Annotated in this window: 13 protein-coding genes and 6 tRNA genes; 10 read left to right on the top strand and 9 right to left on the bottom strand. The window is 72.8% G+C overall.

Annotated elements, in window-relative coordinates; all coding sequences use genetic code 11:
* Positions 1 to 87 precede the first annotated feature (87 nt).
* Positions 88 to 1,614, bottom strand: coding sequence for a protein kinase (locus ACH4NX_RS24320; RefSeq protein ID WP_351394170.1), 1,527 nt, complete (start codon positions 1,612 to 1,614; stop codon positions 88 to 90).
* Between the two features lie 588 nt (positions 1,615 to 2,202).
* Between ACH4NX_RS24320 and ACH4NX_RS24325 the strand changes: the two genes are divergently transcribed.
* From ACH4NX_RS24325 to ACH4NX_RS24335, 3 genes are all read left to right on the top strand, one after another.
* Entirely contained in the window at positions 2,203 to 2,385 is a 183-nt protein-coding gene (locus ACH4NX_RS24325; RefSeq protein ID WP_279565064.1) for a hypothetical protein, read from the top strand.
* Positions 2,386 to 2,573: 188 nt separating this feature from the next.
* Positions 2,574 to 3,533 carry a phosphotransferase family protein gene (locus tag ACH4NX_RS24330; RefSeq protein WP_398128404.1) on the top strand — a complete coding sequence of 320 codons (960 nt, stop codon included), beginning with the start codon at positions 2,574 to 2,576 and terminating at the stop codon, positions 3,531 to 3,533.
* A gap of 101 nt (positions 3,534 to 3,634) precedes the next feature.
* Positions 3,635 to 3,928 (top strand): zf-TFIIB domain-containing protein, encoded by a 294-nt coding sequence (locus tag ACH4NX_RS24335; protein ID WP_351394177.1) that lies wholly within the window; start codon positions 3,635 to 3,637, stop codon positions 3,926 to 3,928.
* A 105-nt stretch (positions 3,929 to 4,033) separates the two neighbouring features.
* Here the strand turns inward: ACH4NX_RS24335 and ACH4NX_RS24340 are convergent.
* The 5 genes from ACH4NX_RS24340 to ACH4NX_RS24360 form a co-directional block, all read right to left on the bottom strand.
* Positions 4,034 to 4,105, bottom strand: a tRNA-Val gene (locus ACH4NX_RS24340).
* Between the two features lie 22 nt (positions 4,106 to 4,127).
* Positions 4,128 to 4,199 (bottom strand) — tRNA-Val (locus tag ACH4NX_RS24345).
* Between the two features lie 34 nt (positions 4,200 to 4,233).
* Positions 4,234 to 4,305: transfer RNA gene (locus ACH4NX_RS24350), tRNA-Val, on the bottom strand.
* A gap of 1 nt (position 4,306) precedes the next feature.
* Positions 4,307 to 4,380, bottom strand: a tRNA-Cys gene (locus tag ACH4NX_RS24355).
* Positions 4,381 to 4,418: 38 nt separating this feature from the next.
* Positions 4,419 to 4,491 (bottom strand) — tRNA-Gly (locus ACH4NX_RS24360).
* Positions 4,492 to 4,668: 177 nt separating this feature from the next.
* Between ACH4NX_RS24360 and ACH4NX_RS24365 the strand changes: the two genes are divergently transcribed.
* The 3 genes from ACH4NX_RS24365 (at position 4,669) to ACH4NX_RS24375 (ending at position 7,428) form a co-directional block, all read left to right on the top strand.
* Complete coding sequence (locus ACH4NX_RS24365; protein ID WP_398128403.1) at positions 4,669 to 5,721, top strand: chorismate-binding protein; 1,053 nt, start codon at positions 4,669 to 4,671, stop codon at positions 5,719 to 5,721.
* Entirely contained in the window at positions 5,718 to 6,539 is an 822-nt protein-coding gene (locus ACH4NX_RS24370; RefSeq protein WP_398128402.1) for an aminotransferase class IV, read from the top strand. The genes ACH4NX_RS24365 and ACH4NX_RS24370 overlap by 4 nt, the downstream gene beginning before the upstream one ends.
* A gap of 64 nt (positions 6,540 to 6,603) precedes the next feature.
* Entirely contained in the window at positions 6,604 to 7,428 is an 825-nt protein-coding gene (locus ACH4NX_RS24375) for a GNAT family N-acetyltransferase (RefSeq protein WP_398128401.1), read from the top strand.
* Between the two features lie 92 nt (positions 7,429 to 7,520).
* Here the strand turns inward: ACH4NX_RS24375 and ACH4NX_RS24380 are convergent, their stop codons facing one another.
* Positions 7,521 to 8,048, bottom strand: a complete 528-nt coding sequence (locus ACH4NX_RS24380) for a DsbA family protein (RefSeq protein WP_398128400.1) — start codon at positions 8,046 to 8,048, stop codon at positions 7,521 to 7,523.
* 191 nt (positions 8,049 to 8,239) lie between these two features.
* On the opposite strand from ACH4NX_RS24380, the gene ACH4NX_RS24385 reads away from it, so the two are divergent.
* Both ACH4NX_RS24385 and ACH4NX_RS24390 read left to right on the top strand, forming a co-directional pair.
* A complete protein-coding gene (locus tag ACH4NX_RS24385) occupies positions 8,240 to 8,689 on the top strand; it encodes a hypothetical protein (protein WP_351394192.1) in 450 nt (149 codons plus the stop codon).
* A 175-nt stretch (positions 8,690 to 8,864) separates the two neighbouring features.
* Entirely contained in the window at positions 8,865 to 9,044 is a 180-nt protein-coding gene (locus tag ACH4NX_RS24390) for a hypothetical protein (RefSeq protein ID WP_279565056.1), read from the top strand.
* 86 nt (positions 9,045 to 9,130) lie between these two features.
* On the opposite strand, the gene ACH4NX_RS24395 is transcribed toward ACH4NX_RS24390, so the two are convergent.
* Both ACH4NX_RS24395 and ACH4NX_RS24400 read right to left on the bottom strand, forming a co-directional pair.
* Entirely contained in the window at positions 9,131 to 9,691 is a 561-nt protein-coding gene (locus ACH4NX_RS24395; RefSeq protein ID WP_398128399.1) for a CGNR zinc finger domain-containing protein, read from the bottom strand.
* 417 nt (positions 9,692 to 10,108) lie between these two features.
* A complete protein-coding gene (locus ACH4NX_RS24400; protein ID WP_004002642.1) occupies positions 10,109 to 10,522 on the bottom strand; it encodes an SsgA family sporulation/cell division regulator in 414 nt (137 codons plus the stop codon).
* Between the two features lie 191 nt (positions 10,523 to 10,713).
* Between ACH4NX_RS24400 and ACH4NX_RS24405 the strand changes: the two genes are divergently transcribed.
* Together ACH4NX_RS24405 and ACH4NX_RS24410 are read left to right on the top strand one after the other, a co-directional pair.
* Positions 10,714 to 11,166 carry a TIGR02611 family protein gene (locus ACH4NX_RS24405; protein WP_351394199.1) on the top strand — a complete coding sequence of 151 codons (453 nt, stop codon included), beginning with the start codon at positions 10,714 to 10,716 and terminating at the stop codon, positions 11,164 to 11,166.
* Positions 11,167 to 11,257: 91 nt separating this feature from the next.
* Positions 11,258 to 11,329, top strand: a tRNA-Val gene (locus ACH4NX_RS24410).
* The last annotated feature ends 829 nt before the right edge of the window (positions 11,330 to 12,158 follow it).

A 12,158-nucleotide genomic window follows, 5' to 3' on the forward strand; every position in this document is an offset into this window, starting at 1 on the left:
CCCGGAGGGCTGCGGGCCGGGCGTCCACTTGGCCGGCGGCCGTCTTGGGTCCGGCCGCCCTCAGCTCGGGCGCCCGCACCGGGGCGCCTACAGTCCGGATGCCTGCCGTCCGGGAGCGTCGCTCCGTACGTCCGTCCGTTCCAGCTGCGTCCGGACGCCGGTCCGATCGTCGCCGAGTCCCTGCGACGGCCCCTGGCAGCCCTGCGCCGCGGCGATTCCCAGCGCGACCAGCAGCGTCACGACCACGAACACGAACAGGCGCTGCCGCAGCAGCCGAGGGTTGGCGGGCCGCCGCCATTTGGTCCCCGTGGCCCTCGGCGCCGTACGACCGGCTCCACTGCGCGGGGCGGGCCGGCCGCCGCTGTCGTTGCGGGAGGTGTTCCGGCCGGTGGTCTCGCGGGATGCGGGTGTGGGCCGCGATCCGGACCGTGCTCCCGCTCCACCACCACGCGAGGCGCTCTTGCCCCGGGCGGCGGATCCGTTGCGCGCCGGTGTGCCACCACGTGACGGTGTGCCACCGCGCGATGGTGTCCCACCACGTGACGGCGGGCCACCACGTGAGGGCGTACCGCCGCGCGAGGGGTCGGCACCGCGTGACGGATCGCCGCCGCGCGCGGGTGCGGGGCCCCGGGCCCCCGACGTGCTCCGCGGCGCGGGCGTGCCCTGAGCGCCCGGCCGGCCCTGCGGACGTCGCTGCGTACGCTCCGGGTAGGTGTCGGCGAGCCGCCCCGTGGGCATGTCCGCCTCCCCGCCGCGCGGCGCGGGCGGCCGTACGTCGGCCAGGCCCTGGGCCTCCCGCGTGGCGATCTCCTTCAGCCGCAGCGACAGTTGCAGCGTGCTGGGCCGCTCCTCGGGATCCTTGGCCAGGCACGCCCGCACCAGCGGGGCGACGGCGTCGGGCACACCGTGCAGCTGGGCCTCCTCGTGCACCACGCGGTAGAGCATCACCTCGGAACTTCCGTGGCCGAAGGGTGAGTCGCCCATCGACGCGTACGCCAGTGTGGCGCCGAGCGAGAACACGTCCGTCGCCGGTGTGACCGCCGCCCCGCGCACCTGCTCCGGCGCGAGGAACCCGGGGGAGCCGACCGCGGTGCCGACGTGCGTGAGCGTCGAGGCGCCCGTCGCCCAGGCGATGCCGAAGTCGATGATCCGCGGCCCCTTCGGGGACAGCAGGATGTTGGAAGGCTTCAGGTCCCGGTGCACCACCCCGGCCTCGTGCACCGCGACGAGTCCCTCGGACAGGGCGGCGCCCACTGCGGCGATGTCCGCCGCGCCGAGCGGGCCCCCGTCGGCGACCTTGTCGTGCAAGGAGGGGCCGGGCACGTACTGCGTGGCGAACCAGGGTCGGTCCGCCTCCAGATCCGCGGCGACCAGCCGCGCGGTGCAGCCGCCCCGGATGCGCCGGGCCGCGGAGACCTCGCGTGCGAACCGCGAGCGGAACTCCTGGTCCTCGGCCAGGTCAGGCCGGATGACCTTCAGCGCGACCCGTTGCCCCTTCTTGTCGGAGCCCAGGTAGACCACGCCCATCCCACCCGCGCCGAGCCGCCTGTGAAGCCTGAACGAGCCGACGACGCGCGGGTCCTCGCGCCTCAGGCGCATCATCGCCATGTTCATCCCCGCTGCCCGGTCCCTGTGACGAGCCACAGCTTACGTTTCCACAGCCGCCCGCGCGCAGAGGCCGCGCCCTCTCGGCGCGACGGATTGTCAGTGCGGGAGGGGAGAGTTGAGGGGCGGTCAGGGGGTGCGAGGGCGGGCCGGCCCCGATTCGCCGGTGATCTCAACCAGCCGCCGAAGGGCGGGCATTGGACCGGGGGAGGACGCTCGGGGGGAGAGGGTGGGAGACGCCGCGCGGACGCCCCGCCCGCATGGCGTGGTGGTGGCCGGTGTGCCGCGCCGGGCGGGGACAGGGGGGCGCGGGGACCCGTCGGACGTGAGCGATGTCACCGGACAGCGCGGAGATACCGGGCACGGCGGACGCCCCCTCCGGGAAGACCCCGAGAACCGGGACCCGGTCTCCACCCAGGGGAGTACACCGCAGGTCATGGCTCATCCTCCGGGAGGCCCGGCATTCGGTACGAGGGCATGACGTCGGGCGAACGCCGGACGCATAGATTTGAGGTCAAGCGGCGGGTGCAGCACTCGTCCCCCGAGGTCAGACGCCCGCCGCTGCCAGAGACAACGGAATCGGTCAGGAGAGGGACCATGGCCCAGACGGTACCGCGGACGCTGGTCCGCACACGGGAAAGCCGCCGTCAGGGACGTCGCCACCCCTTGGTGGCGACGCTCATGGCCCTGCCCCTGGCGGCCCTGCTCCTCCTCGTCTTCGACGGGTGGGAGACGGTGGCCACACAAGCGTCGTCCGTGGGTGTGATGCTGGGGCGCTGAGCGGCGACCCCAGGCCCGGAAGAGCGGTCCGGGCGGGGACATCCATCCATGAAACCCCGTGGGGACGGGGGTGCGGCGGACGGCAAAATGCCGGCGCAGCTGGGGAGCTGCGCCGGCATTGCTTTTGCCACCGGGGCCACCGGGACCACCGGGGCCGGGCGGGAAGAACGCTTGCGTACCCTCACTCCGTGACCACGGACGCCCTCCTCCCCGCCCTGACCGCCCGCGTCAGGGCGACGGCCCACACCCGCACCCCGGCCTGCCCCTGCGGCGCGACCACCCCCGCCGAGACCACCGTCTGCGACGTCACCCTCGCCGACCGCGCCGACGCCACCGTAGTCCGGCACGCCGGCACCGTCGCCAAGGCCCACGCGGCGGACGCCGACCCCGCCGAGCTGGCCCTCCGTGTCGCCGTCGCCGCCCGGCTCCCCGGCATCCTCCTGCCCCCGCTCGGCCCGACGCCCGTCACCCTGCACGGGCGGCTGGTCACCTACTGGCCGTACGGCACCCCCGTGGACCCCGAGGACCCGGACGCGGCGCCCTGGGAGGCCGCGGCCACCCTGCTCGCCCGCCTCCACCGGACGCCGGCCCCCGTCGCCTTACCCCCCATGCGCGGCCCCGCGAAGGCGGCCGGGGCCGTCGCCCGCCTCCGGGCCACCGCCCCGCACCACCCCGCCACCGCCCCCGTGCTGGACGCCTGGACGGCCCTCCCCGCGTGGGCCCGCGGCGAGGAGGCCATGCCCGACACGGCCACCCTCTGCCACGGTGACCTCCACCTCGGCCAGCTCATACGCCACCCAGCGCCCGATGGCCCCTGGCTCCTGATAGACGTCGACGACCTCGGCACCGGAGTCCCGGCCTGGGACCTGGCCCGCCCGGCGGCCTGGTACGCCTGCGGACTGATCGCGCCCGACGAGTGGCACCGCTTCCTGACCGCCTACCGCACGGCCGGCGGCCCCGCCGTCCCGTCGCACGACGACCCCTGGCCGGCCCTGGACGTCCCGGCCCGCGCCCTCACCGCGCAGACCGCCGCCCGCGCCGTCACCAAGGCGGTCGCGGAGGACCGGCCCCTGGACGAGGTGGACCGGTCACTGGTCGACGCCTGCACGCGGATGGCCTCCGCCCGCCCCTCCGCCCCACGCGGTTGAGCAGAAGTTTCGCGAAGTAGGGTGCAACCGACCCGCAGCCGGACAGAGTCTGTCCTGGCGATACGCGAAGCAGGACCGACCGGCGAGGAGTTGAGCCGAGCATGCAGTGCCCCAAGTGCCACGCACCGATGCACACCTACAACCGCAACGGCGTTCAGATCGAGCAGTGCGGCGGCTGCCGCGGCATCTTTCTCGACTACGGCGAGCTGGAGTCGCTGACCCGACTGGAGGCCCAGTGGTCCCAGCCCGCTCCGCCGCCCCCGCCCACCGCCCCGCAGGCCTATCCGGCAGCGCCGGCTCCCGCCTGGGGAGCCCCGCACGCCGGCCACGGCCACCACGGCCACCACGGTCACCACCGGCAGAAGGGCTTCGGCCGCATGCTCTTCTCCAGCTGACCAGGGTGCCCTCCGGGGTCCTGGCCGGCTGAGCGCGGACACGACCTGCGCACGGACACGACGAAGCCCCCGGCTGTACGAGACGGCCGGGGGCTTCGGTCAGCGTGGACGATACTGGGATTGAACCAGTGACCTCTTCCGTGTCAGGGAAGCGCTCTCCCGCTGAGCTAATCGTCCTGGGAGTGCTACGAGTACTGCGTGCGCGATACTGGGATTGAACCAGTGACCTCTTCCGTGTCAGGGAAGCGCTCTCCCGCTGAGCTAATCGCGCGGGGATCCTCGCGGATCAGGTCCTTGCGGACCAGTGGACGATACTGGGATTGAACCAGTGACCTCTTCCGTGTCAGGGAAGCGCTCTCCCGCTGAGCTAATCGTCCTTGGAGGTGGAGACGGGATTTGAACCCGTGTAGACGGCTTTGCAGGCCGTTGCCTCGCCTCTCGGCCACTCCACCAGGAGTGCAGAAGACCCGGAGGCCCCCTTCTTCCTGCGAGCGGACGACGAGGTTCGAACTCGCGACCTCAACCTTGGCAAGGTTGCGCTCTACCAACTGAGCTACGTCCGCCTGTCGGTTCGGTCCGCTTCCGCGTCCCGGCGACGTCATGAACTCTAGCGGATTCCGGGGCCAGCACAAAAACGCGTTTGTGCAGCGTGCTGCGGTGCGTCCACGCGCGGTCCTGGCCAGGGCACCCGGAAGGACACGTTCGGGTGTCCTCAGGGGCACCGGCCTAGACTCGACAGCGTGCTCGACCTCCCCCCTCTCGCCCGCTTCGGCGACCGACTCGCCACCGGCCTCCTCGACGTCACGAGCGATCCCGCGGCCCTGGACTCCAGCGGTTTCTGGGCGGTCTGCGCGGACTTCGAAGGCCGTCTGACCTGCGCACGCTTCGCGGAGGTACGGACGGCACAGGTACCGGCGCCGGTGCCCGGCGGCTGGCGGGGGCCGGCCGTCGGCGACTGGACCACCTCCCTCGACCGCGCCGCGTACACGGCGGCCGTACGGCGCATCCGCCGGCACATAGCCGCCGGCGAGGTCTACCAGGCCAACCTCTGCCGGGTGCTCTCCGCGCCCGTCGACCCCGACGCCGACGTGGACGCCCTCACCGCCCTGCTGGCCCGCGGCAACCCGGCGCCGTACGCCGGAACGATCCGGCTGCCCGGGCACGGCGTCGAGATCGCCACCGCGTCGCCCGAGCTGTTCCTGCGCCGGGCCGGCCGGACCGTCGGGTCCGGGCCGATCAAGGGGACCGGGCGGACCGAGGCCGACCTGCTGGAGAAGGACTACGCCGAGAACGTGATGATCGTGGACCTGGTCCGCAACGACATCGGGCGGGTCTGCGCCACGGGCACCGTCACGGTGCCCGACCTCTGCGCGGTCGAGAAGCATCCCGGGCTCGTACACCTGGTGTCGTCGGTACACGGCGAACTGCGCGCGGGCGCCGGCTGGCCGGAGCTGCTCGACGCGGCCTTCCCGCCCGGGTCCGTCACCGGGGCGCCCAAGTCGAGCGCCCTGCGGATCATCGACGCGCTGGAGACCGCGCCCCGGGGCCCGTACTGCGGGGGCATCGGCTGGGTCGACGCCGACCGGGGGACCGGCGAGCTGGCCGTCGGTATCCGCACCTTCTGGATCGACCGTGCCGCGGGCCTGCTGCGCTTCGGCACAGGCGCCGGCATCACCTGGGGCTCCGATCCCGAAGGGGAGTGGCGGGAGACCGAACTCAAGGCGTCCCGGCTGCTCGCGGTAGCGTCGGGTGCGTACGAGGTGAACGGAAGCGGAGAGGCGCTACTGACGTGAAGATCTGGCTCGACGGCGGGTTGCAGGACCTCGAGTCCGCCCGCGTCTCCGTCCTCGACCACGGCCTGACCGTGGGCGACGGCATCTTCGAGACGGTGAAGGCGGTGGACGGCAGGCCGTTCGCGCTGACCCGGCACCTCGACCGGCTGACCCGGTCGGCCCGCGGCCTGGGGCTGCCCGACCCCGACCTCGACGAGGTGCGCCGCGCCTGCGCCGCCGTCCTGGAGGCCAACCCCATGCCGCTGGGCCGGCTGCGCCTCACCTACACCGGCGGCCACGGCCCCCTCGGCTCCGACCGCGGTGAGCACGGACCGACCCTCGTGGTAGCCCTCGGCGAGACCGGCCGCCGCCCCGACTCCACGGCCGTCATCACGGTGCCCTGGACCCGCAACGAGCGGGGCGCGCTCACGGGCCTGAAGACCACCTCCTACGCCGAGAACGTCGTCGCCCTCGCCCGCGCCCGCGAACGGGGCGCCACAGAGGCGCTGTTCGGCAACACGGTGGGGCAGCTGTGCGAGGGAACCGGGTCGAACGTCTTCGTCGTCCTCGACGGCGAGATCCACACCCCGCCGGTCGCCTCCGGCTGTCTCGCCGGCATCACCCGCGCCCTGGCCGTCGAGTGGACCGGCGCCCGCGAGACCGATCTCCCGCTGGACGTCCTGGACCGCGCCGACGAGGTCTTCCTGACCTCGACCCTGCGGGACGTCCAGGCCGTGCACCGCGTCGACGACCGTCAACTGCCGGGCGCGCCGGGACCGGTGACCGCCAAGGCCATGCGGATCTTCGACGAGCGGGCCGGCAACGACCTGGATCCGTGACCTGGACGCACGGCGGCCGGATATTCGGCTGCCCTTCGCCTCCTCGGCGGGTAGAACACCCGTGATGACCACGACCCTGCGGCCGACCGAGCCGCTTCAGCGCGCCGCCGACGGGACGCGTTCACGCCGCTACCAGGTGTGCGTGAACAGCCGTCCCGTCGGCGCGATACACCTCGGCACCTCGCACGCCTTCGGCAGCTCGGTAGCCGTGATCCGCGAGCTGCGCATCGACGAACCGGATCGCCGGCGAGGCCGGGGCACGGTGGCCGCGCTCGCGGCCGAGGAGGTCGCGCGGGGCTGGGGCTGCCGGCAGATCGAGGCGAGCGTCGACCCGGGCACCGGGGCGGGCCTGCGGCTGGCCCAGGCGCTGGGCTACGTCCTGCGCACCCGCGGCATGACCAAGCCGCTCGGCGACACCCCGCCCGCCCTGCCCGCGGACAGCCACGCACGACCCATGAGACCGGACGAGTTCGACGCCTGGCACGCCTATGGGTCGGAGCAGTACGCCCGTACCTGGATCGAGAGCGGCGTGCCGGAGGCCGAGGCGTACGCGAAGGCGCGCAGCGACCACGAGACGCTCCTGCCGCAGGGCCTTCACACCGAGAACATGGTGTTCAGTGTGCTGGAACACGCGGGGACGCGGGTCGGCGTCCTGTGGCTGGCGCTGCGGCAGGAGCGGGCCTACGTCTTCGACGTCGAGGCCGACGCGGCCCACCGGGGCCGGGGGCACGGCCGAACGCTGATGCTGCTGGCCGAGGCTCAGGCGATCGCCGCCGGCCGGCCGCAGATCGGCCTCAACGTCTTCGCGGGGAACACCCCGGCCGAGCGGCTCTACGAGTCGCTCGGCTACGGGACCACGCGGTACAGCTTCTACAAACCCCTGCTGTAGCGGCGGTGGCCGGCCGACCGGGCTCGTGGCCGGCCACCGGCTCAGCCCTGTGCCCGGCCCCGGTCGCGGCCTTCCCGGTCGCGGACTTGTGTTCAGCCCTCCGGCTGGCCGGCCAGCAGCCGGTCCGCGATCTCCTCGACGCGCTCACGCAGCCCTTCCTGGCTCTTGCCGCCGTCGAGGCGCTCGCCGCCGATCACGTACGTGGGGGTGCCGGTCACGCCGATCGCCTTGCCCTCCGCCTGGTCGGCGTCGACGATCAGGATGTGCCGGCCGTCGATCAGCGCCGTGTCGAACTCCTCCGCGTCCAGCCCCAGCTCCCGGGCCACCTCGACCAGCAGGGGCTCTCCCTCACGGTCCAGCTCCGCGACCCGGTCCAGGACGGCCTCGGCGTACGGCCACCCCTTCCCCTGGGCCACGGCCTCCTCGGCGGCCTGGGCCGCGGCGAAGGAGTGCTTGTGCTTCTCCAGGGGAAAATGCCGCAGCCGCAGCTCCAGACGGTCGCCGTAGCGGGCGCGCAGGGCGCGGAGGTCGTCCAGGGCGGTGTGGCAGTCCGGGCACTGGAGCTCGCACCAGATGTCGAGGACGGGCGCGGCGGGACGGGCGGGGGAGGAGTCGCTCATGGGCCCCATTCTCCCAGCCCACGGGAGGCCGCTCCGACCACCGTCGTACGCCCGTCACCGGCACCTGGGGAGGAGCCGACCCCGAGATCTCCCTGATCTCGGGCCGGAGCATGGCCTCACGGCGCTCGGACGGTGCAGGATGGAAGGGACAGAAGTACTCATGCCCGACCGAGCCCAGCCTGGAGGACCGGATGATTGCCGAGACCGTCTGCTCCGCGGTGTCCGCGGCGGGCCTGGGCATCGCGGCGGTCACCGCGTACCGCAGGCGTTTCCTCACCGCGGCCCGCATCGCCGCCTACTCACTCGTTCCGGTCGGCCTCGTGATGACGGGAGTCGTCGAGTGGCTGGCCGACACGGCCTTCAGCCCGGTGGCCTGGGCCGGCTTCGCCGTGCTGGGGGTGTCGTGGCTCCTCTTCATGACCACGCGCACCGTGGAGCGCCGCCGCGGCGGCACCCGTAAGGAACGCAAGGAGGCCCGCGCCGCCGCACAGCGCGACGCGGTGGCCCCGGCTGCCTCGGAGCCCTCTCTCGGCCCCGGTGCCCGCCCGGCCGCCCGGCCCGCCGCCAAGCCGGCGACCGCCTCCCGTGGCGATGACGACTTCAGTGACATCGAGGCCATCCTGAAGAAGCACGGGATATGACCGCCGGCTGACCGTCGATTCCCCCGGACCGGAACGGCCCAGCGGTCCCAGGCCGTCAGCGCCCGCTCCGGAATGATCACGATCCGACCGGACATCGCGACATTGAACGAACTCCCGGTCTTTACGAGCGTGTTGATCGCCCAGGTCCCGCGTACTGCGTCATGATCGCGGCGAGATGCCGGACACCACTCAGCTGGATACCCAGCTGGATACGAGACAGAGCGAAACCGCGCCAACGCAGAGCGAACCGCGCGGCTGCCTCTTCGCCCTTTCCCAGCCACCGCTCATGATCTTCCTTGCGGTGATCGGGTGTCTGCTGCTCATGGCTTCGTTGCACGACCTGCTGTTGCTGTGAGCCGTACCCGCGTTCCCCGGCGCCACCCGCCGGGGACCGCGTCGCCACCGAGGCATCGGTGTCCGTACCGGTCCGAAACGGCGGCCTCAGCCCGCCGCCTCCTTCCGCCGCGCGCGGTACGCGGCCACGTGCAAGCGGTTTCCGCAGGTGCGGCTGTCGCAGTACCGCCGGGAGCGGTTCCGGGAGAGGTCGACGAAGGCGCGGCGGCAGTCGGGAGCCTCGCACCGCCGCAGCCGTTCCTGCTCCCCGGCGACCACGAAGAACGCCAGCGCCATTCCGCAGTCGGCGGCCAGATGGTCTGCGACGGAGGCGCCGGGTGCGAAGTAGTGGATGTGCCAGTCGTAGCCGTCGTGGTCGGTGAGCCGGGGTGTGGTTCCGGCAGCGGCGACCAGGTCGTTGATCAGCCCCGCCGCGATCCGCGCCTCGGGGGCCGCGAAGACAGCCGCGAACCGGCCGCGGATCTTGCGTACCGCCGAGAGGTCCAGCTCCGAGAGCACGCCGACGTCGCTGATTTCGTGCGTTCCCACGAATTCCAGGAGGGCCGAGAGGTCCGGCAGTCCGTCCGGCGCCGATTCGTCCTCCGGCATGGTGTTCACCAGATCCACCACGGTGTCGAGGGCGCACCGGGTGTCGTGGGTGATCAGCACATTTCGCTCCCTGGCCTGGGGTCGGGCGGGCGCCCGCCGATGCTGGCCGATGGTAGTGGCTTCCGCGGCGGGCGAACCGGCCCAGATCCCGGTCCCACCGCCGGTTGCCCGTACAACGGCGGCTGACCGGCCTTCGTTCCCCGCCGGGAGGAGCCGGGGGCCGGCTGTGGCCTGCCGGGCCTGCCGGGCCTGCCGGGCCTGCCGGGCCTGCCGGGCCTGCCGGGCCTGTCGGGGTCTGCCGGGCTCGGCAGGGCGAGGAGGCGTCCCGCCGAGGCGAGTCTGCCGCCGCCGCGCACGCGCCGGCGCCGCCCCCGCGGAGGACCGCGGCGACGACGCCGGTGTGTGCCGTATGCGGTTGTCCGGGCCCGTGCCGTCACCCCGAGTCGACGGCGACGGGCGGCTTCACGGGGCCTCGCCCTAGCTTTCCGCCAGGATGTGCGAGAGCTCCTGATCGAGATCGAAATGCCGGTGTTCCGTGCCGGGCGGCACGGCGGCGTCTGTGCGCTTCAGGAAGGACTCCAGAGCCCTCGCCGGGGCCTCGAGCAGTGCCTCGCCCTCCGGAGAGCTCAGGGCGATGCACACGACGCCCTGGCCATGGCTGCGGGACGGCCAGACGCGGACGTCGCCGGTGCCGGTGGGCCGGTGAAGGCCTTCGGCGAGGAGGTCGCGGGCGAACACCCACTCGACGGTTTCCTCGGCTCCGGTGTGGAAGGTGGCGTGCACGGCGTAGGGGTCGGCCGTGTCGTACCGCAGGCCTGCGGGGACAGGCAGGGAGGACTCGCTCGACACAACGAGGCGCAGGTGCAGCTCGCAGCTGACCGTGGTGTTCATAAGCGCCAGGGCCTTTCGCTCAGTGTGCGCTCGGGGATTCGCACGTCGGCGAAATCGACATGCCACCTACGGTGCCGTTGTAAACCCCTCTGAGTGTTTTGCGTGTGTTTAGGTAACTCTTCCGGCCGAGAGATCGTTCGGGTCGTGCGCCCATTCCGGTGACAGGTTTCGCTCCGGTAGTGTTTGGCTGTATGAACACGGGGAGTAACAAGCCCGGCGAGGCAGCCGTGGCGGAAGACCGTACGGGGACGGACGAGGCCGCGACCGAGCGTGCGCTCGGTTCGAGAGCACCGGATTTCATCAAGGCGCGCCGCGCCCTTCACCTGAGCTGGCAGGTCGGCGTCTTCATCGTCGGCCTCGCGGTCGTGGTGGCAGGCGCCGCCATGCTGGTGCTGCCCGGGCCGGGCTGGGTCGTGATCTTCGGAGGCATGGCGATCTGGGCGACCGAGTTCGTCTGGGCCCAGATCGTCCTGCGCTGGACCAAGCGCAAGGTCACCGAGGCGGCACAGCGCGCCCTCGATCCCAAGGTGCGGCGTCGGAACATCATCCTGACCTCGATCGGTCTGGTGATCGTGACCGCGCTGGCCGGGATCTACCTGTGGAAGTTCGGCCTTCAGATGCCCTGGAAGATCGAGGACCAGTGATCCGTGGCGGGGGTTCGCCGACCAGGCCCCCGCTGATCACAGGCAGCGTCACGGGCACCCCGTGACATGGGGTAATGTTCTTCCTGCGTCCGGGCGATTAGCTCAGTGGGAGAGCGCTTCGTTCACACCGAAGAGGTCACTGGTTCGAACCCAGTATCGCCCACCGGATCATCAGGCGGCCCGGCTCACGATCGTGAGCCGGGCCGCCTTGTCGTGCGGGTGTGCCCACGCGGCGAGGGCACACCCCCGGGCGGCCCCGGGGGATGCCGGAGCGTCCCGTGCGGTACCTCCAGAAAGCCGTACGGCGACTTCGAAGCGCCCACGGACCGACGGCGCCGCCCATGACCGAGCGTGCTGCGCGTCCCTGGCCGACCGGCACCCCGGCCCCGGCCGGCCGCGCTGTGCGTACCAGGCCGAGCGCGCCGACCATCCTGGCCCGACCGACCACGCGCGTGTCCCGGGCGCCGTCCGGCCTCGTCCCGCCCGACTGCGCGGGGTGCCCCGGGCCGGCCGGCAGCCGCCCTGGCCGGCGACGCTGTGCGTCCCCGGCCGACCGCGTCCCGTGTCCCGGGCCGACGGCCCTCTCGCGGCCAGCCACGCGCTGTGCGCGCCGGGCCGACCGTGCCGTGCGGATGCGTGGGTGCGTCCCGGGTCCGGCTGGTCACGCCCCGAGAGGGCCGGCTGACCGGCCGGCCGGTCGTGCGGCGCGTCCCGGCCGGCCGCACGGCCGTTCCCCTTCCGCGCGTCTTCACCCAACCGTGACCTTCCGCGCCGCCCGCCCCCGCGAGCTCTCCGGCGTTCGGTCCGTCGGTCACGCCGCGCCGACCTGGGTATTTTCCCCGGCTGCCAGGGGCAGGGCCGGAGTGGCCGGCTCCGCCCTCCCCGCCCGGCGCCCATCAATTCCTGTCCGAATCATTGACGCGCCCCTGGGCCCTCCGTAACTTGTGCCAGCAAGCGCTTACTTGAAACGATTCATGAGGCGGACGCAACGT

This window comes from Streptomyces sp. NPDC017225 (assembly GCF_044331465.1).
GTDB lineage: Bacteria > Actinomycetota > Actinomycetes > Streptomycetales > Streptomycetaceae > Streptomyces.

What these genes read in the sequence shown, in the direction of transcription:
- ACH4NX_RS24320 (WP_351394170.1), bottom strand. Translation starts at nt 1,614, where the DNA reads ATGAACATGGCGATGATGCGCCTGAGGCGCGAGGACCCGCGCGTCGTC.
- ACH4NX_RS24325 (WP_279565064.1), top strand. Translation starts at nt 2,203, where the DNA reads ATGGCCCAGACGGTACCGCGGACGCTGGTCCGCACACGGGAAAGCCGC.
- ACH4NX_RS24335 (WP_351394177.1), top strand. Translation starts at nt 3,635, where the DNA reads ATGCAGTGCCCCAAGTGCCACGCACCGATGCACACCTACAACCGCAAC.
- ACH4NX_RS24375 (WP_398128401.1), top strand. Translation starts at nt 6,604, where the DNA reads ATGACCACGACCCTGCGGCCGACCGAGCCGCTTCAGCGCGCCGCCGAC.
- ACH4NX_RS24380 (WP_398128400.1), bottom strand. Translation starts at nt 8,048, where the DNA reads ATGAGCGACTCCTCCCCCGCCCGTCCCGCCGCGCCCGTCCTCGACATC.
- ACH4NX_RS24385 (WP_351394192.1), top strand. Translation starts at nt 8,240, where the DNA reads ATGATTGCCGAGACCGTCTGCTCCGCGGTGTCCGCGGCGGGCCTGGGC.
- ACH4NX_RS24390 (WP_279565056.1), top strand. Translation starts at nt 8,865, where the DNA reads ATGCCGGACACCACTCAGCTGGATACCCAGCTGGATACGAGACAGAGC.
- ACH4NX_RS24400 (WP_004002642.1), bottom strand. Translation starts at nt 10,522, where the DNA reads ATGAACACCACGGTCAGCTGCGAGCTGCACCTGCGCCTCGTTGTGTCG.
- ACH4NX_RS24405 (WP_351394199.1), top strand. Translation starts at nt 10,714, where the DNA reads ATGAACACGGGGAGTAACAAGCCCGGCGAGGCAGCCGTGGCGGAAGAC.